The organism is Oribacterium sinus (assembly GCF_963553175.1).
GTDB lineage: Bacteria > Bacillota > Clostridia > Lachnospirales > Lachnospiraceae > Oribacterium > Oribacterium sinus_B.
The window spans coordinates 61,447-78,785 of sequence record NZ_CAUVME010000010.1 but is presented as its reverse complement, the minus strand read 5'-3'; the positions used below and the strand labels follow the sequence as shown (position 1 = coordinate 78,785).

Here is a 17,339-nt window from a genome sequence, read left to right as displayed (position 1 = left end):
CCTAAAGGCGTAGATCAGCTTCCTTCCGGGAAGTATCGAATTAGAAAAATGATAAACGGAAAACGGCAAAGCTTATTATTTGACGAACCGCCTACGCAGAGGGACGTTCTGCTGGCCACAAATGAATTACTAACCGAAGTTCCCGGAGCGTCTCTAAAGGGAACTTTTTTAGACTACGCAGAAAAGTATATCAAGGCCAAAGAGAATGTCCTTTCCGCATCTACCATAAGAGGCTACAGAGCAACACTAAAATCAATTCCTAGCCACTTTACCTCTCTACCCCTAAAAGATATCACCCAATACACTTTAACGGCTCTAGTGAACGATATGGTGCGTTCTGAGCGTCCTGTAAGCCCTAAGCGTCCTGTAGGCCCTAAGCGTCCTATAAGCCCTAAGACGATATACAATAGGCATGGCTTGATTGTTTCGGTAATGCATGAATTTAGACCTGATTTTGTCATCCGGACGAAACTGCCTAGAAAGATTCAAAAGGATATCTATACGCCAGGCGATGAAGAAGTAAGCAGGCTTTTTGCCTACCTTGATGACTCTCCCACTTTAAAGAAATACTGGGTACCGCTCTACCTTGCCTCTCTAGGCCTTCGTAGATCAGAGATAGGAGCTCTAACGATAAAAGACCTGTCTGAGGATAATATCCTCACCGTAAATAAGGCTAAGGTACAAGGTAGCGATAATAAGTGGGTAATCCAGAACTTCACGAAAACCGAACGGAGCAATAGAAAGATTCCGCTGCCAAAGGAGCTTGCAGACAGGATAAGGGAGCAGGGCTGTATCTATGAAGGATTCTTGGGGAAAATGTATGACAATATGCGGATAGTAGAAAAACGGATAGGATTGCCCCACTTTGGAATCCACCGCTTAAGGTCTTTCTTTGCCAGCAAAGCCCATTCCCTAGGGCTCCATGATTCTATTATTCTAAAGCTTGGAGGCTGGAAAAGTGACTATATTATGAAGGGAATTTATCGGAAAGCTTTGCAGGAAGACCTGCATGAAGAATCAAAAATGTTCTTGGATCACATGACAAAACAAGTAGTAAATAAGGAGTAAAAAAGATAAATTTGGTCATGAATTGGTCATGAAACTTTAAAGAATGTCGATTTTAAGCCGTTCTATAGCATTTTTCGAGTGGGTTCAAGTCCCATCCTCGTCGCTATGATAAAAAGCTAGGATTTATGCGAATAACGGCATAAAACCTAGCTTTTTTCTTACCTTAATTCACCAAAAAAAGAGCTGTAAAAATTAGAAAATTGATTCTAATTTTTACAGCTCCTTTTAATCGAACTTTCCGGAATACTTGTCAATCTTTCCTTCATCCGCATCCTTAAAGATTTCATCCATGGTTCTCCAACCAAGTACGGCACACTTTACTCTGGCAGGCATGTGAGAAATATCCTCCAGAATTCCGGCTTCTTCCAGCTCTTCCTTCTCCTCTTCCGTAATCTTTCCCCGAATCATGCGAAGGAAGATTTCAGACAGGCGAAGGGCTTCGTCCTTTGTTTTTCCTATGATTAAATCACACATAATATCTGCACTGGCCTGAGAAATGGCACAGCCGTCTCCGTCAAAGCTGGCTTCGGAAATAATATTTTCCTCATTTAGCTTTAAGTATAAAACGATATCGTCTCCGCAGCTGGGATTCACGCCCTCCAAAGAAAAGCTTGCATCCTCCATCTTATACTTATTGTTTGGACGAATATTATGCTCTGTTAAAATCTCATTATAATATGTGTTACTCCCCATATCCCATCACTCCTCGAATAGTTTTCAATGCAGCCAAAAAGGCATCCACATCTTCTTTAGTATTGTACAGACCAAGACTGACTCTGGTAGTACTTGGTGTTCCCAGGAACTTCATTAAAGGCTGAGCGCAGTGATGTCCTGCCCGGACGCAAACCTGATTGGAATTGAAAATCGCTGCAATATCATGGGGGTGTACCCCGTCAATAGTAAAGGTTACAATGCCATGATGTCTTTTCGGATCTTTGGAACCTACGATGTGCACATGAGGAATCTTTTCCATTCCCTCCATGAGATAAGCACAAAGCTCCGCCTCCCTTTCCTCAATAAAGGAAAATCCGACTTTGTCCAGATAAGAAATTGCCGCTGTAAGACCAACTGCACCGCCTACATTTACCGTACCTGCCTCAAACTTATGAGGAAGCTCTGCCCAGGTAGCACCTTCCTTGGTCACATACTCTATCATTTCTCCGCCGAAAAGGAAGGGAGGCATCTTTTCCAAAAGCTCCTTCTTTCCATATACGGCTCCGATTCCCATGGGGGCATAGAGCTTATGTCCGGAAAATGCCAAAAAGTCCACATCCAAATCCTGCACATCCACCTTGGTATGGGGAACGGACTGGGCTCCGTCACAAACAAATACAGCTCCAATTTCATGAGTAAGCTTTGCAAAAAGCTTAATGTCCTGAATATTTCCAAGAACATTGGAAACTTGAGCCATTGCCACCAGCTTTACCTTGGGATTTAATACTGCCCGGAAGCTTTCTTCCGTAATAATACCCTCTTCATTTGGCTCCAGAAAATGAAGCTTTAAGCCCTTTTCCTTCGCCAGCTGCTGCCAGGGAATGAAGTTACTGTGATGCTCCGAAACCGGAAGCATGATTTCATCTCCCTCCTGCAAAAAGGCTCTGCCATAAGTATAGGCAATAAGATTCAATCCCTCGGTAGCATTTCTTACAAAGATAATTTCTGCACTTTCCTTCGCATTTAGAAACTTCGCCACAGCTTCCCTTGCCTCTTCATAGGCTTCCGTAGCCTTTAAAGAAAGCTCGTAGAGCCCACGGAGAGGGTTGGCATTTTCCGCATGATAATAATGCTCCATAGCTTCCAAAACCTGCTTTGGCTTCTGTGTAGTTGCCGCATTATCCAAGTAGGCAAAGCTTCCTGTTTTGAAAATAGGAAAATCTTCTTTTAATTTTTTTGCCAATTCCTCTCTTGCCAATTCCATTATTCCTCTTCCTTACCCTTTCCTCTGATAGTCTCCTCAATATATGCCTGAATACTCTTATCGGAAATGCTGTGAATAACATTTTCCATTCTGGCTTCTGCCATCAGCTCATAGGTACTTTCCAAATCCATACCCCTACTCTGCATGTAGAAGACACTGTCCTCGTCCAAACGACCGATGGTAGCGCCGTGGTTTCCTTCCACATCATCCTCATCACAAAGAATAACCGGAATGGTCTGGTTTACCACATTGTCATCCATTAAAAGCACATTTTCCTGCTCATTACCGCAGGCACCCTTTGCCCCATGCTTTAGGTCAATGGTGCCGCGGAAAATTTTGAAGGCTTCTCCTCTCAGAACGCCGTCACAGTAAATATGAGACTCGCTCTTCTTTCCGAAATGATTTACCAAAAGGTTGTAGTCCGCTCTCTCCTGCTTCTCCAAAAAGTAGCCAAGATGCATCTCCGCCTCACTGCGGTTTCCTAAAAGATCAGCCCGATAGCCTATATGGGCACTCTTTCCGCAAAGATGAATTGCGCTAAGCTTTACCTTCGAAGATTCCTGAAGCTGCAAAGATAAATCATCATAGCTTTGGAATGCATCACCGAACTTACTCACCAAAATCAGATTCAGCTCTGCATTTTTTTCTAAAATAAACTTTTCCTGTAAATAAGCGGAACCTTCCGCCTTCTCCTCTGATTCTCTATGTAAGAAGAGCGTCAGTTTTGCCCCCTCCTCCAGATAGAATTGGAAGGAGGAATGTTGATTCTCTTTATTCTCATAAAGAAAATGCATAATCATGGGAGCCTTGGCTTCATCCTTTTTAATGCGATAGCTTATGCTTTCACAGCCGTCTTCCTTGGCAAGACCGGCTAATTCTTCTCCCAAACCGCTGACTACTTTAGAAAAGTCTCCCTCTCCTCTAGTGGCCTCTTCTTCCATTTCCGGTATAAAGGACTGAAATGCTCCGTTAATCTTAATTCTACTTTCATTCATTTTCAGCCAGCGAAATGTAGGAACCGGCATCTTATTGATAATTAATTCTTCTGTACGCACAATTCCTCCTTCCTAGCCGATGGCTCCAACCATCTCCAAACGAATCAGGTTGTTCATCTCCACCGCATACTCCAACGGTAGCTCCTTGGAAACGGAGTCCGCAAATCCGCTGACAATCAGAGACTTAGCCTCCTCCTCGGGAATACCGCGGGACATCAGATAAAATACAGCTTCATCGGAGATTCTTCCAATCTTTGCCTCATGTCCCACATCCGCCTGATTGGTACGAACATCAATGGCGGGAACCGTATCGGAACGGGACTGGTCATCCAGCATCAAAGACTGACAGGATACCGCAGACTTTGCATTTTTCGCCTGATTTTGAATGACTACCGCAGAACGATAGGTAGAAATACCGCCGCTCTTGGAAATAGAACGGGTATTGATATACGAGCTGGTGTTTTTACCGATATGCACCATCTTGGCTCCGGTATCCAGATTCTGCCCTGCTCCTGCAAAGGTCACGCCGGTGAACTCCGCCCTGGCATTGTCTCCCTTTAAAATGGTCATGGGGTAGAGGTAGGAAATATGGGAACCGAAGGAACCGGAAACCCATTCCATAATACCGTTTTCTTCCACTCTGGCTCTTTTGGTATTCAGGTTATACATATTCTTGGACCAGTTCTCGATGGTGGAATAACGAAGCTTTGCATTCTTTCCAACGAAAAGCTCCACACATCCCGCATGGAGGTTTGCCACATTGTACTTCGGTGCGGAACAGCCTTCGATAAAGTGTAACTCCGCTCCCTCATCCACAATAATCAGAGTATGTTCAAACTGTCCTGCTCCAGGCGCATTCAAACGGAAATAGGACTGGAGGGGAATCTCAACATTTACGCCCTTTGGAACATAAACGAAGGAACCTCCTGACCATACCGCCCCGTGAAGTGCCGCAAACTTATGATCTGTGGGGGGAACCAGCTTCATAAAATGCTTCTCGATCATTTCCCCGTAGGGACCGTGAAGGGCGGACTCAATATCGGAATAAACCACACCCTTAGCCGCTACCTCTTCCTGCAGGTTATGATATACAAGCTCGGAGTCATACTGAGCGCCCACACCTGCTAAGCTCTTTCTTTCCGCCTCCGGAATACCGAGCTTTTCAAAGGTATTCTTAATATCCTCGGGAACCTCTTCCCAGTCTGCGGACATCTTGGTTTTCGGCTTAACATAGGTCACAATATTATCCATGTTTAAGTCGGAGATATCCGGTCCCCAATTGGGGATATCCGTTTTATGATAAACTTCCAGGGCCTTTAGGCGAAAATCCCTCATCCACTGAGGATCATTTTTCTTATCCGAAATCTCCTCTACGATTTCCGGTGTTAAGCCCTCTTTGATTTTATAGAAGTCGCTGTCCTTTTCTTCATATCGAAAATCATATAAAGAACGATCAATATCTTGAACTTCTGTTCTTTCCTTTGCCATACTATCCTCTAGCTTTCCAAATAGAAGGATTTATTCCTTCTCCAAAAAAGATTCAAAACCTTCGTTGTTGATTTTATCTACCAGACTTCCGTCTCCCTCAGCCTTCATCACACCGTTAATCACCACATGCGTCTTATCTACTGTCAGGGACTCTAAAATTCTTGTAGAGTGGGTGATAATTAAAAGGGAGCCTTCCATATTCTTCTGATACTCCTTGATGCCTTCGGAAACGGTTCTTACCGCATCCACATCCAGTCCGGAATCTGTCTCATCAAGAATGGCAAGACCGGGTTTTAACATCAGAAGCTGTAAAATCTCCGCCTTCTTTTTCTCTCCACCGGAGAAGCCCACATTTAAATCACGCTCTGCATAGCTATGATCCATCCCCAAAATATCCATGGACTTCTTAAGCTCCTTACGAAAATCCCAAAGGCGGATTCTCCGTCCGAAACGCTGTTCCATAGCGGAACGAATAAAATTTCCAAGACTTACTCCCGGAACCTCCAAGGGGTTTTGGAAGGAAAGGAAAATTCCTCTCTTAGCTCTCTTATCCACCGCTTCATGGGTAATATCTTCCCCGTCAAAAAGAATCTGTCCGTTGGTAATGCTGTACCGGGGATTTCCCATAAGAGCATTTCCCAAGGTGGACTTTCCTGCTCCGTTAGGCCCCATCAGTACATGGGTTTCACCCTTATTGATGGACAGGTTCACATTCTTTAAAATTCCTTTTTCTTCTACTGAAACGGATAAATCTTTTATCTTTAGTAATTCCGCCATATTCCCTCCAAATATATAAAGACCTTTCTGTCTTATCATTAAGATGCTTGGACTTGCCACCGTAAACCAATCTGTACAAACGATACGGTTCAATTCCCTGATTCTTTAATTCTGAACCAATAACAGCAATTCATAACATCTTCTTGACTATGTTTGGGATTATAAACGAGGCAAAATCATGTGACAATACTATTCCTAGTAATTTTATAGGATTATAAGAAAAAAAACAAAAGAAGAGAAAAAAGCCTGTAATATCAAGCCTTTGTCTCTTCTTTTGGTTATACAACACTAACTATATTTTAGGAAGCTATTCTCTTCAATAATTCCTGATTAATATTAACGTATACTTTTCAAGGCTATCAAGCGAACTCCGGTTTGACAGAAGTCATTTACCAAAACATCGCCTATTCGGATAGGAATAGGTACTCGGAAGCCCTTACAAAATGCCTCCGCCTCTGAAAATTTCTCCTTGGGAATGGCTTTCTCCGTCTTTACCGGAAGAAATTCCTTGGAACCTATTAAGCGAATCTCCGAGAGAAAGCTAGCCTTAGTCTCGGAAATCTCTCTTTCGGCAAAAGCCTTCCCTCTTACACATCCATTGCCTGTGACGGAAATCAATCTGTTTCCTTCGAAGCTGACTTCCAAGGTACAGCCTCTTCTACAATTCATACAAGTCATCTTTGTTTCCAAATTGTTCCCTCTTTCCATAAGTGAATATCTATTGTCAAAATGCGCTTCTTACTTTAATCCTCTTTACCGAAACCGAAGCTTGCTTCCAATGCTTTTTTCCAGCCCCGGACTTTTTCTTCTCTTTTCTCCCGGGTCATCTTGGGGAAGAACTCCATTTCCACATGATGTCTCTCCTCCAGGCTGTCCATGGATTCATAGAGTCCAACAGAAAGTCCCGCCAGATAGGCTGCTCCCAAGGCGGTTGTTTCAATAGAACGGGGACGAATCACGGAGGCCTGCATTAAATCCGCTTGAAACTGCATGAGGAAATTATTACCGGAGGCTCCTCCATCCACCCGAAGACTTCTAAGGCGCTGTCCCATATCCTGCTCCATAGCAAGAAGCAGGTCTCTACTTTGAAAGGCAATGGACTCCAGGGCAGCTCGGATAATGTGATTTTTGTTTACCCCTCTGGTCAGTCCGGTAATACTTCCTCTAGCAAAGGGATCCCAGTAGGGTGCTCCAAGTCCTGTAAATGCCGGCACGATATAGCAACCGTTGCTGTCCTCCACCTTAGATGCAAAATACTCCGAATCCTCCGCCTTATCCAGCATGTGCAGTTCATCTCTTAGCCACTGAATGACCGCTCCTCCTACATACACAGATCCCTCCAAAGCATACTGCACCTTTCCGTCAATGCCCCAGGCAATGGTACTCAGCAAGCCGTGTTTCGAAAGAATGGCCTGATTTCCTGTATTCATCAGCATAAAGCAGCCGGTGCCGTAGGTATTTTTCACATCTCCCTTTTGGAAGCAACATTGTCCGAAAAGAGCTGCCTGTTGATCTCCCGCCACTCCGCAGATAGGAACGGGCCTTCCCAGAAACTCCGGATCCACCTCTCCGAAGAATCCGGAGGAAGGATTTACCTTGGGAAGCATAGCCCTGGGAATTCTAAAAAAGGACAGAAGCTCCTCATCCCATTCCAAACTATGAATGTTAAACAGCAAGGTTCTTGATGCATTGGTATAATCCGTAACAAAACAGTTTCCCTTACTCAACTTATACATCAACCAGGTGTCCACAGTACCGAAGCAAAGTTCTCCCGCCTCCGCCCTTTCCTGAGCCCCCTCCACATGGTCTAAAATCCAACGAATCTTCGTGGCGGAAAAATAAGGGTCAAAAACCAGACCGGTTTTTTCCCGAATCATTTCTGAAATCTCCGGATGAGACTTTTGAGCTTCCTTTATCCATTCCGTGGTTCTTCTGCACTGCCAAACAATAGCGGGATAAATGGCCTGTCCCGTCTTTCTATCCCATACAATGGTACTTTCCCTTTGATTGGTAATACCGATGGCTAATAAAGATGCAGAGGGAATCCCCGATTTTTCCAGACATTCTCTTGCTACCGCCAACTGGCTTTGCCAGATTTCATTGGGATGATGCTCCACATAACCGGGCTTCGGATAATACTGGGGAAACTCTTTTTGAGCCTTGAATATAGACTCTCCCTCTTCGTCAAAAAGGATAGCTCTGGTACTGGTGGTACCCGCATCTAAGGCCATGATATATTTTTTCATTTCATATCCTTTCTATAATTGCCTGATAATTTCTCTTTACTGCAAACTTTCTTTGCCTACCTGGATATTTATTACACTTTATGCTCTTTATTGTTTAACGTTTCCATTTATATACCACGCAAAACATATCTTCTCTAAATTCTTTTCTCCGTAAATTCCGGAATAAAGCTTTCTTTGGCACTTTCTTCCTCTTGCATATAGGCGTTTTGAATTCCTAGCTCTTCAGCATAACGAATCCATTTTTCATACTCTTTTCCGTAGACTCGACGGTCAATCTCCGGGTAAGCCTCAAGATTTCCATAAGGAATGTATTGCCGAAGTAAACTGTATAAAATATTTTCTCCGTACTCTTCATAGGCATATTTTAACACTTTTTTCGCCTGATACACCTGATTCGGCAGGAGCAAATGTCGAAGAATCACACCTTTTTGTAAAAGCCCCTCCTTACATTCAAGTTCGGGACACTGACGCATACACTCCGCCAGAGCTTCCTTTGCCCTCATCGGGTAGTCCTTTGCCTTGGAATAGCGTAAAGCCGTGTCTTCCTTTATGTATTTAAAATCAAAAAGATAAATATCGATAAGCCCTTCGCAGCTTGCCAGTACCTCACTACTTTGATAACCGGAGCAGTTCCAGACAAAAGGCAAGCTAAAGCCTCTTTTCTTAGCCAAGCCAATCGCTTCTAAAATCCCCGGAAGATAATGCTCTCCCGTAACCAGATTGATATTATGACAGCCCAGCTTTTCCAAGCTTAGAAAATGCTGATAAAGCTCTTCAACAGAAACCGCCTCCCCGATTTCTCCCCGAGAAAGCCTTTGGTTTTGGCAAAAAACACAGGACAGACTGCAGTAAGAAAAGAAAATGGTTCCGCTTCCCTTGCTTCCAGAAATACAGGGCTCCTCCCAAAAATGAGGAGCTGCTCTACCGATATGCATGATACTTCCCGCATGACAAAATCCCCGCTCACCTTTAAAGCGATTCACCTTACATTCCCTTGGGCAAAGTCTACAGGAAGCATAGGAAAGAATACTTTGCTTCTCTCCGAACTGAGCCGTATTGGATTTTTCTTCCCGTACTATCTGAGATTTCTCTTCCTGTATTTCATCTGTTTCCTGTATTTGCGACATTTTCGACACGTTATCCTCATTTTTCCCGCTTATTCTATTTAAGTCCGGCTTGTAAGCCCTCTAAAAAGCTGATACAATTCCTTTGATTTCACAATAATTTATCAGAATAAAGGAGTGTATTATGGCAAATCCTATTGTACGCATTACGATGGACAGTGGCAAGGTGATTCGTTTGGAACTATATCCTGAAACTGCTCCCATTACCGTAGAGAACTTTTTAGACCTGGTAAAGAAGGGCTTTTATAACGGATTGACCTTCCACCGTATTATTTCCGGCTTTATGATTCAGGGAGGAGACCCGGATGGAAACGGTATGGGCGGCCCCGGTTACAGCATTAAGGGAGAGTTTAAGAGTAACGGTGTAGACAACCCCTTAAAGCATGAAAAGGGTGTTATTTCTATGGCTCGTTCCATGGATCCCAACTCTGCCGGCTCCCAGTTCTTCATTATGCACGAAGCAGCGCCTCATTTGGATGGACAGTATGCCGCATTCGGAAAAGTCATCGAAGGCTTGGATGTAGTGGACGAAATTGCTTCTGTAGAAACCGGTTTTCAGGATGCTCCTGTAGAAAAGGTAATCATGGAAAAGGTAGAAGTAGAAGCCTAAAAAAAATCCCCCTCTCCTAAGAGAGGGGGGAACTATGGCTATAAGCCGGGTTATGTTAAAAATGGTCATCTATCTAGGACTTATGTCGCCATAAGCCTCAAGCGGTTTACCCGAGGGCAGGCGAGCCACCTTATGCCCTCTGTTTAACCTTGCTTCGGATGGGGTTTACATAGCATTTCCTGTTACCAGGAAACCGGTGGTCTCTTACACCCCCTTTTCACCCTTACCGGAAACCGGCGGTTCTTTTCTGTTGCACTTTCCTGTGAGTCACCTCAACCTGACGTTATCAGGCATCCTGCTCTATGAAGCCCGGACTTTCCTCTCCTGCACTTGGCAGCAGCGACCATTCACCTTAGTTCCGTTAAAGTCTATCTTATGAAATTCTTTTTTGTCAAGAAAATCCATTTTCCTTGATACATTTCCCTTAATACAAATGTTGCAAATATTCCCCGGTTTCCCGGTTATACAGCATCTCTTCTTTCATGTTTCTATACTGCAAAGGACTTACCCCTATTTTCTGCCGAAAAATCTTGGAAAAGCTTAAAGGGTCATGATAGCCCACCATATAGGCAATTTCTGCTATGGACTTTCCGGTTCTCCGAAGCATAGCCTTGGCATTTTGCATCCGGATATAGAGTAAATATTCCTTGGGAGAGTAACCGGTATCTTTTTTAAAGCTGTTAAAAAGATGGGCTCTATGTATTCCCATTTCCTTGGCTAAAGCAGTAATGGAGATATCTTCATGATAATGCTCATCCAGATAGGCTCTCACTCTGGCACTGTGACTGCCTAAATCCTTTAACGGTCCTCCCCAATGCGTTTCTTCCTGCTTTCCCCTGAGAAGATTGGCAAAAAACAAGTGCATATAGGCGCTTCTGGATAATTGCTCTTCAATGGTATAATCCTGTTTTTGTAATATTTTATTGATATACAACAATAGATTATCCATCTGATGCACGATTCCCACCGGTTTTTCCTTGCTAAAGCCGGCTTCGGTAAAAAAACTGTCCGCATCCACTCCCCGCACGCCAATCCAAAAATAAGACCAGGGTTCCGTTAAATCCGCCTCATACCAAGCTTCCATGTGGGGATATAAAAGAAAAGCATTTCCTTTGGATAAATGATAGTATTCTCCGTTAACGAATAATGTCCCTACACCGGAATAGACCACATGCAAAAGATACAAATTTCGCTTATTTGGTCCATAACGATGCCCCGGAACACAACGTTCTTTTCCGCAATACATCAGCTGTAGGTCGGAAGCCTTGTTTTCTGCATCCTGGAAATTATAGTAGCGTTGCTCTTCTCCCAAAAAACAGCCAAAGGGATCTTTTACAAAATCTACAGTTTGTCTTTCCATCTCAGTAAAAAGAGAGGGAGACCGGAATTAAGAAAAGAAAAGGGCTCTTCTCTTTGCTTTTCTCCATAGACTCTCCTCTCTCTACCTCCTATATTTATTTTTCTTTCTGCCTAAGACTTGGCATCAATCTTGAAAAGGATGGAGGCAAAGTCTCCTCCCTTTCTACTTAAATCATCTCTGGAAATAGGAATTCCCACTTCCATAAGCTCACTTCCGTAAGCCAGATAATCCAAGCTCTTCTTTTCCAAATTAAAGGAAGCATGTAAAACAGGATTTTCCAACCTTTCCAAGCAGGGACTTAAATCAGCCTGTACTCTGTAAAGACGGTCCTCCTCCAAGCCCTTTAGCTTAAAACGAATCCAGGAAGCATTTACATGATTTAAGGTCTGGAAATACATAGCCAAAGCTTGATCCTTCTTAGGAGATACCACCATAAAGGCAGTTTCATTTCCCTTGAAAGGAGAACGAAGGCGATAAAAGTCTCCGTCGATCTGAATCAGCTTCCGATACTCCTTCATAAACTGAATCTGCTTCTTTACCTCTTCAATTTCCTTCTCCGGAAGAAGATTTAAATCCAGCTCATAACCGAAGGTTCCGAAGTAAGCCATATTGGCTCTGGTTTCCAATGGGGTATTTCTATAAAGCTGCTGGTTAGGTACCTGCGATACATGAGAACCGATACTGACAATGGGGTAAGCAATGGAGGTTCCGTACTGAATCTTTGCTCTCTCCGCCGCATCCGAGTCATCACTGCACCAGGTCTGGGGAGCATAATACATCAGTCCCGCATCATATCTGGCTCCTCCGCTGGCACAGGATTCAAAAAGCACATCCGGGAACTCTGTAGTCAGTCGATGATACAAATCATAGACTCCAAGAATATATCTATGCATCATCTCTCCCTGTCTTTCCGCATCCAGTGCAGCAGAATAGGGCTCGGACATATAACGATTCATATCCCACTTAATATAGGAAATGGAGGATTCTCTAAGAATCTTTGCCATCTTTCCGTAGATATAGTCCACAACCTCTTTTCTGGAATAGTCCAATACATGCTGGTGTCTGGCATGGCTTGGAAAACGTCCCGGAGTAGCAATCATCCAATCCGGATGAGCCCGATAAAGGTCGGAATCCATGTTGACCATTTCCACTTCAAACCAAAGACCGAATTTCAGACCCAGAGCCTCTACCTTCTTGGACAGGCCTGCAATTCCCTGGGGAAGTTTTTCCAAGTTGGCATCCCAGTCCCCAAGGCCTCTGTAATCATCATTTCTCTTTCCGAACCATCCATCATCCAATACGAAAAGTTCCGCTCCCACTTCCTTTGCCTTTTTAGCGATATGAAGAATCTTCTCCTCATTAAAATCAAAGAAGGTAGCCTCCCAGTTGTTTAAAAGAACCAGGCGTTCCTGATTCTTGTATTTTCCGTGCATAAGGCGGTTCTTAAAGAAGCGGTGATAAACCTGACTCAAACCGTTCAAACCATCCTCGGAATAGGCCATCACCACCTCAGGACTTTGGAAGGACTCACCCTCGGAGAGGCAATAAGAGAAGTTCTGTGGATTAATTCCCAGCATTACTCTGGTCATATCAAAGGTGGATACCTCTACCTGTGAGAGGAAATTCCCGCTGTAAACCAGGTTAAAGCCGTAAACCTTTCCCTGATCCTCATTGGCATCCGGACGAAGCAAGGCAATAAAGGGGTTATGCTCCGCACCGGAACAGGTACCGTTTAAGCTTTGAATCCCTTGAATCCCCATTTCCAGTTTTCTGGTTTTTACATAACGTTCTCTTCCCCAGGCACCGGCCAAATGAAGCATGGTAAAATCTTTATCCAAGAATTCCACACTCATACTGAGGGCTGCCTCTAAGTGGATTTTTTCCGCTCCCATCTGGGTAAAGCAAACATTTCGGCAAAGCACCGCATAGTCTCTATAAAGGGTATATTCCAAACGAAGCTCCGTCTCACTGACTGCATCTACCAGGAAAATATCCAAGGTCAAAGCTTCTTCATCCGCCTCCACATAGGACATGGGTAAGGGCAGGTAGCTTGGCTTTCCCTTCTTGATTTCATAGCCCCGATAGCGGAAGTCGGATACCCTGCTGCCGTTTTCCTGCAAAATGGAAAAGGCAGGACTGCGATAGTCTCCTGTTCCATAGGAAGGATATTCCTGAGTGGCATATTGCATGGAAAGTGAGCCCGGCTCCGGGATACATACGCTCATCTGAGAACGCTGAGCCTCTTCATGCAGGGAAGAAAAGCCTTCTCTGTCATGGATTCGCTTGCCATAATACAGATGCTCCAGCTGCTCATTTTCCATTACCCGCATAAGGTAGGAAATCTTCTCGTTATATAAATGAAAAACTCTTTCTTTTTCGTGAAAAACAATATCAAAAGCCATTCTACTCCTCCAATCCTAGAGCTTACCGCCACTGGTGGCAATTCCTTCAATGAATTGCTTCTGGAACAAAATATATAAAACGATCATTGGAACACAGGCAATCAGGGATGCCGCCATCAGTTCCGGGAATTTCACCACGTATTGTCCCTGCATCTTTGCCAAAGCAGAGGACAAAACCAACATATCCTTATCCGTATTTACAATCATGGGCCACATCAAATCCTTATAGGCAAAGAGGGCTGTAAAAATTCCCAGTGCCACCATGGAAGAACGCATCAAAGGCATCATAACGAAAAGGAAGGTTTGTCCGATATTACAGCCATCCAGTCTGGCAGCCTCCTCCAAATCCTTGGGAAGTCCCATAAAGCCCTGTCTTAAAAGAAAGGTTCCAAAGGCGGTAACCAGTCCCGGGAAAACCAAAGCAAAAATCGTATTTAACATTCCCATCCTGGAAACCATTAGATACTGAGGAATCAAAAAGACCTGATTAGGCACCATCATTTGGAATAAAACCAGGGAAAATGCCAGGTCTCTTCCCGGAAAACGGAGTCTGGCAAAGGCATAACCCGCCATGGTTGCCGTTACCACCGCACAAAGCACTCTAAAGAAAATCAAAAGCAGGGTATTTCTATAGAGCAGAAGGAAATCCATGTTGGCAAAAACCGCCTTAAAGGCATCTGTTCGCCAAACCTTCGGGAAGATAATAAATGGATCCACGGATGTTGCCTCTGTAATACTCTTAAAGGCTGTCAGAACCATCCAGAGGAAGGGAATCAACATGGTAATGGAAATCAAAACCAAGGATAAGTGAATAATAAAACTGCTGATTTTTCTATTTCTCTCTAAACTTTCCATAGCTACTCCTTTCTTAGTTATAGTAAACCCATTTCTTCTGCCCGATCATCTGTAACACAGTAACCAGTAAGGTCAGAAGAAGGAGTACCACCACAATGGTTGAACCATAACCGATGTTTTTATTTACAAAGGAATACTTATAGAAAAGATAGACCAAAGACTGGGTTTTTCCCAGTGCCGGGTTGGTGTTATCAATTACCATATAAATCAAGTCAAATACCTGTAAGCTGGCAATGACTCTGGTTACCAAAACAAAGAAAATTGTGGGAGAAAGTAAAGGCAGAGTAATGTTAAAGAAACTGGAAATACCGGTTGCCCCGTCAATCTCCGCCGCCTCGTAATAATCTCCGGGAATTTCCTGTAATCCCGCAAGGAAAAGCACCATATTATAGCCCAAAATAGACCAGATACCTATTACCGCAATACTGTAAACGGCAATACTTGGGCTACTTACCCAGTTAATTTTGCTATGAAAAATATGGTTTAACAAACCGAAGTCGGAATTGTATAACCAGCGCCAAACCATGGCAATAGCAGCAGGCGCCGCCACCATAGGCAGGAAGATAATGGTTCTATACACCGATCTTCCCTTGATTTTCTTATTTAACAGCACTGCCAAAACCAGGGAAATAGCTATGGAGAAGGGTACTTCCACAATCGCATAACGCACCGTATTAATCAGGGCCTGCCAGATTTCCTTATCCGCAAAAACCTTCTGGTAATTTTGCAAGCCAACAAAAATGTTTCCTCTACCAAAGTCTCCCGTCTTAAAGAAGCTTTGATAAATGGTGTTGATAATCGGTATAATATTCAAAACCACTAAACCGATTATCGTTGGCAGGATAAATAACCAGCCCCAAATAAATTCGTTTTTCTCTCTACTGGTAAATGAAAATACTTTCTTTTCCTCTTCTACCATAGCTACTCCTTTTCTACTAAATACCGGACTTCAAAATTTGTTTTTGCAACATTTTATTTCCTTGCCTTATTTAGCGTTTTGAAAGCTTTCAAAAGCGCCGTGATAAATGCCGTAATAAATGCTGTTGTGAATGCTATTAAGAACGCTTTTTGAAAAGTTTTAATAAATACTGTTTTAAATGCTGATTCGCTCATTGTTTTATATTTACTTAGCATGCTCTTCAGCAAGCTTCTCATTCATCTGTGCCGCCATCTTTTTACAAGCTTCCTCCATCGTCAGCTCTCCCGTATATACCTTAGTAACCAACTCTGTATTGGCATCCTCCCAGGTTACTGTGCTTCTGGAAAAAGGAAGAATCTCCATATCTTCCATCATGTTGAGATAGGCCTGTAAATTAAAGGGCGCGCTCTTTGCCCATGCTTCGGAAGTTCCCTTGTAAGCCGACATGGTAATGCCAAGCTCTGCCTGCTTTCTCTGTGCCTTTTCGGAACCCATATATTCAATCAGCTTCCAAGCCTCTTCCTTATGCTTAGTGTTGGCTGCCGCAGCCCATCCTAAACCATTGTAGATAGACACTCTTCTTCCGGTCACTTTATCCTTTGGAAGCTCTACGCAATCCGCATTAGCCAAGCTGAAATCATTCTTCTTATGTGCCGCAATCATCCAGGAACCCTGGGTAATCATTGCCACCTTGCCGGACTGGAATAGAACATCTTCGGAATTTTCGGACATGGTCTCTGCGGAAGGAATCAAATCTTCCTTAATCCAGGTCTCCAAAATCTGCATAGCTTCAATACTCTTCGGATCGTCATAGCCGGATTTTGTCTTGTCATCATTCAGAATATATCCGCCTCTGTCCAAAATCATATTGTAATAGCCTGCCTGATCATTGTTGGGCTTTAAGCAAAAACCATACTGAGAACCATCCGGCTTTTTTAGCTTTCTGGCAGATTCCGTTAAGTCATCCCAGGTCCAATCGGCAGTTGGATAAGCTAAGCCTGCCTCATCAAACATTTTCTTATTGTACCAAAGAGCAATCGTATCGATATCCTTAGGTACTGCATAGTCCTTGCCCTCATAGCCGTAAAGACTCCAGATATCAGTGGGATAATTCTCTTTCTGAATCACTTCGGAATTCTTAATGTAATCCGTCAGATCCAGAAGCATCCCGTTACTCATGTACCGCTCTGATTCGTTAGAGTGCATCCAGAAAACATCCGGCAAAGAACCGCCCTGTGCAGCAGCTTCCATAGCAGTCCAGTAATCCGCCCAACGCACAACGGTAATCTTCGTTTTAATCCCTGTTTCCTTCGTGAAATCCGCCATGATTTCTTCCAGTCCGGGCTCCTGGTTGGTATCCCAGATGGATACGGAGAGAGTTACATCCGAATTGTTTTCCCCCTCTGCTTTCGCTGTTTCCTTAGCGCTCTCCTGGGCTGTTGCTCCGGATCCCTCTGAAGAATTTCCCCCGGAGTTTTCCGTCTTCTGTCCACAGGCCATCAAGCCTAACAGGCTTAAGCAAAGTGCCAATGCGTACTTCCTTAACATACTTGCCTCCTTTTAAAAAAAGTGTAAAG

The 17,339-nt window shown here is 43.7% G+C and carries 15 protein-coding genes and 1 other RNA gene; 2 read left to right on the top strand and 14 right to left on the bottom strand.

What is annotated here, in order from left to right:
* Positions 1-1,068, top strand: a 1,068-nt coding sequence (locus RYO92_RS04420) for a site-specific integrase (RefSeq protein WP_315369609.1), incomplete at its 5' end; no start/stop codon positions are given.
* A 225-nt stretch (positions 1,069-1,293) separates the two neighbouring features.
* Here the strand turns inward: RYO92_RS04420 and sufU are convergent.
* The 8 genes from sufU to RYO92_RS04380 form a co-directional block, all read right to left on the bottom strand.
* On the bottom strand, positions 1,294-1,761 hold the full coding sequence (gene sufU, locus RYO92_RS04415) for a Fe-S cluster assembly sulfur transfer protein SufU (RefSeq protein WP_315369607.1): 468 nt from the start codon (positions 1,759-1,761) through the stop codon (positions 1,294-1,296).
* Positions 1,751-2,986, bottom strand: coding sequence for an aminotransferase class V-fold PLP-dependent enzyme (locus tag RYO92_RS04410; RefSeq protein ID WP_314344433.1), 1,236 nt, complete (start codon positions 2,984-2,986; stop codon positions 1,751-1,753). The genes sufU and RYO92_RS04410 overlap by 11 nt, the downstream gene beginning before the upstream one ends.
* On the bottom strand, positions 2,986-4,041 hold the full coding sequence (locus RYO92_RS04405) for a SufD family Fe-S cluster assembly protein (protein WP_315369606.1): 1,056 nt from the start codon (positions 4,039-4,041) through the stop codon (positions 2,986-2,988). Before RYO92_RS04405 ends, RYO92_RS04410 begins: the two co-directional genes overlap by 1 nt.
* 12 nt (positions 4,042-4,053) lie before the next feature.
* Positions 4,054-5,469 (bottom strand): Fe-S cluster assembly protein SufB, encoded by a 1,416-nt coding sequence (gene sufB, locus RYO92_RS04400; protein WP_315369605.1) that lies wholly within the window; start codon positions 5,467-5,469, stop codon positions 4,054-4,056.
* 30 nt (positions 5,470-5,499) lie between these two features.
* Complete coding sequence (gene sufC / locus RYO92_RS04395) at positions 5,500-6,246, bottom strand: Fe-S cluster assembly ATPase SufC (protein ID WP_308578833.1); 747 nt, start codon at positions 6,244-6,246, stop codon at positions 5,500-5,502.
* 336 nt (positions 6,247-6,582) lie between these two features.
* Complete coding sequence (locus RYO92_RS04390; protein ID WP_315369604.1) at positions 6,583-6,915, bottom strand: DUF1667 domain-containing protein; 333 nt, start codon at positions 6,913-6,915, stop codon at positions 6,583-6,585.
* A gap of 74 nt (positions 6,916-6,989) precedes the next feature.
* On the bottom strand, positions 6,990-8,492 hold the full coding sequence (gene glpK / locus RYO92_RS04385) for a glycerol kinase GlpK (RefSeq protein ID WP_315369603.1): 1,503 nt from the start codon (positions 8,490-8,492) through the stop codon (positions 6,990-6,992).
* A gap of 134 nt (positions 8,493-8,626) precedes the next feature.
* Positions 8,627-9,619 carry a radical SAM protein gene (locus tag RYO92_RS04380; protein WP_315369602.1) on the bottom strand — a complete coding sequence of 331 codons (993 nt, stop codon included), beginning with the start codon at positions 9,617-9,619 and terminating at the stop codon, positions 8,627-8,629.
* Positions 9,620-9,740: 121 nt separating this feature from the next.
* Here RYO92_RS04380 and RYO92_RS04375 point away from each other — a divergent pair, with 121 nt between their 5' ends.
* Positions 9,741-10,226, top strand: coding sequence for a peptidylprolyl isomerase (locus RYO92_RS04375; RefSeq protein WP_314329767.1), 486 nt, complete (start codon positions 9,741-9,743; stop codon positions 10,224-10,226).
* Positions 10,227-10,251: 25 nt separating this feature from the next.
* Here the strand turns inward: RYO92_RS04375 and rnpB are convergent.
* From rnpB to RYO92_RS04345, 6 genes are all read right to left on the bottom strand, one after another.
* An RNA gene (gene rnpB, locus RYO92_RS04370) (RNase P RNA component class A) lies at positions 10,252-10,585 on the bottom strand.
* 65 nt (positions 10,586-10,650) lie between these two features.
* Positions 10,651-11,538: an AraC family transcriptional regulator gene (locus RYO92_RS04365; protein WP_314668597.1), complete on the bottom strand. Its 888-nt coding sequence runs from the start codon at positions 11,536-11,538 to the stop codon at positions 10,651-10,653.
* 158 nt (positions 11,539-11,696) lie between these two features.
* On the bottom strand, positions 11,697-13,988 hold the full coding sequence (locus tag RYO92_RS04360; protein ID WP_314344422.1) for an alpha-galactosidase: 2,292 nt from the start codon (positions 13,986-13,988) through the stop codon (positions 11,697-11,699).
* A gap of 15 nt (positions 13,989-14,003) precedes the next feature.
* A complete protein-coding gene (locus RYO92_RS04355) occupies positions 14,004-14,843 on the bottom strand; it encodes a carbohydrate ABC transporter permease (RefSeq protein WP_314344419.1) in 840 nt (279 codons plus the stop codon).
* Between the two features lie 13 nt (positions 14,844-14,856).
* Complete coding sequence (locus RYO92_RS04350; RefSeq protein WP_314344415.1) at positions 14,857-15,762, bottom strand: carbohydrate ABC transporter permease; 906 nt, start codon at positions 15,760-15,762, stop codon at positions 14,857-14,859.
* 204 nt (positions 15,763-15,966) lie between these two features.
* Positions 15,967-17,310 (bottom strand): ABC transporter substrate-binding protein, encoded by a 1,344-nt coding sequence (locus RYO92_RS04345; RefSeq protein ID WP_315369601.1) that lies wholly within the window; start codon positions 17,308-17,310, stop codon positions 15,967-15,969.
* Positions 17,311-17,339 lie beyond the last annotated feature (29 nt).

Excerpts from the sequence above, each read along its gene's own strand:
- sufU (WP_315369607.1), bottom strand. The coding sequence starts at position 1,761 with ATGGGGAGTAACACATATTATAATGAGATTTTAACAGAGCATAATATT.
- RYO92_RS04410 (WP_314344433.1), bottom strand. The coding sequence starts at position 2,986 with ATGGAATTGGCAAGAGAGGAATTGGCAAAAAAATTAAAAGAAGATTTT.
- sufB (WP_315369605.1), bottom strand. The coding sequence starts at position 5,469 with ATGGCAAAGGAAAGAACAGAAGTTCAAGATATTGATCGTTCTTTATAT.
- sufC (WP_308578833.1), bottom strand. The coding sequence starts at position 6,246 with ATGGCGGAATTACTAAAGATAAAAGATTTATCCGTTTCAGTAGAAGAA.
- RYO92_RS04390 (WP_315369604.1), bottom strand. The coding sequence starts at position 6,915 with ATGAATTGTAGAAGAGGCTGTACCTTGGAAGTCAGCTTCGAAGGAAAC.
- glpK (WP_315369603.1), bottom strand. The coding sequence starts at position 8,492 with ATGAAAAAATATATCATGGCCTTAGATGCGGGTACCACCAGTACCAGA.
- RYO92_RS04380 (WP_315369602.1), bottom strand. The coding sequence starts at position 9,619 with ATGTCGCAAATACAGGAAACAGATGAAATACAGGAAGAGAAATCTCAG.
- RYO92_RS04375 (WP_314329767.1), top strand. The coding sequence starts at position 9,741 with ATGGCAAATCCTATTGTACGCATTACGATGGACAGTGGCAAGGTGATT.
- RYO92_RS04360 (WP_314344422.1), bottom strand. The coding sequence starts at position 13,988 with ATGGCTTTTGATATTGTTTTTCACGAAAAAGAAAGAGTTTTTCATTTA.
- RYO92_RS04355 (WP_314344419.1), bottom strand. The coding sequence starts at position 14,843 with ATGGAAAGTTTAGAGAGAAATAGAAAAATCAGCAGTTTTATTATTCAC.
- RYO92_RS04350 (WP_314344415.1), bottom strand. The coding sequence starts at position 15,762 with ATGGTAGAAGAGGAAAAGAAAGTATTTTCATTTACCAGTAGAGAGAAA.
- RYO92_RS04345 (WP_315369601.1), bottom strand. The coding sequence starts at position 17,310 with ATGTTAAGGAAGTACGCATTGGCACTTTGCTTAAGCCTGTTAGGCTTG.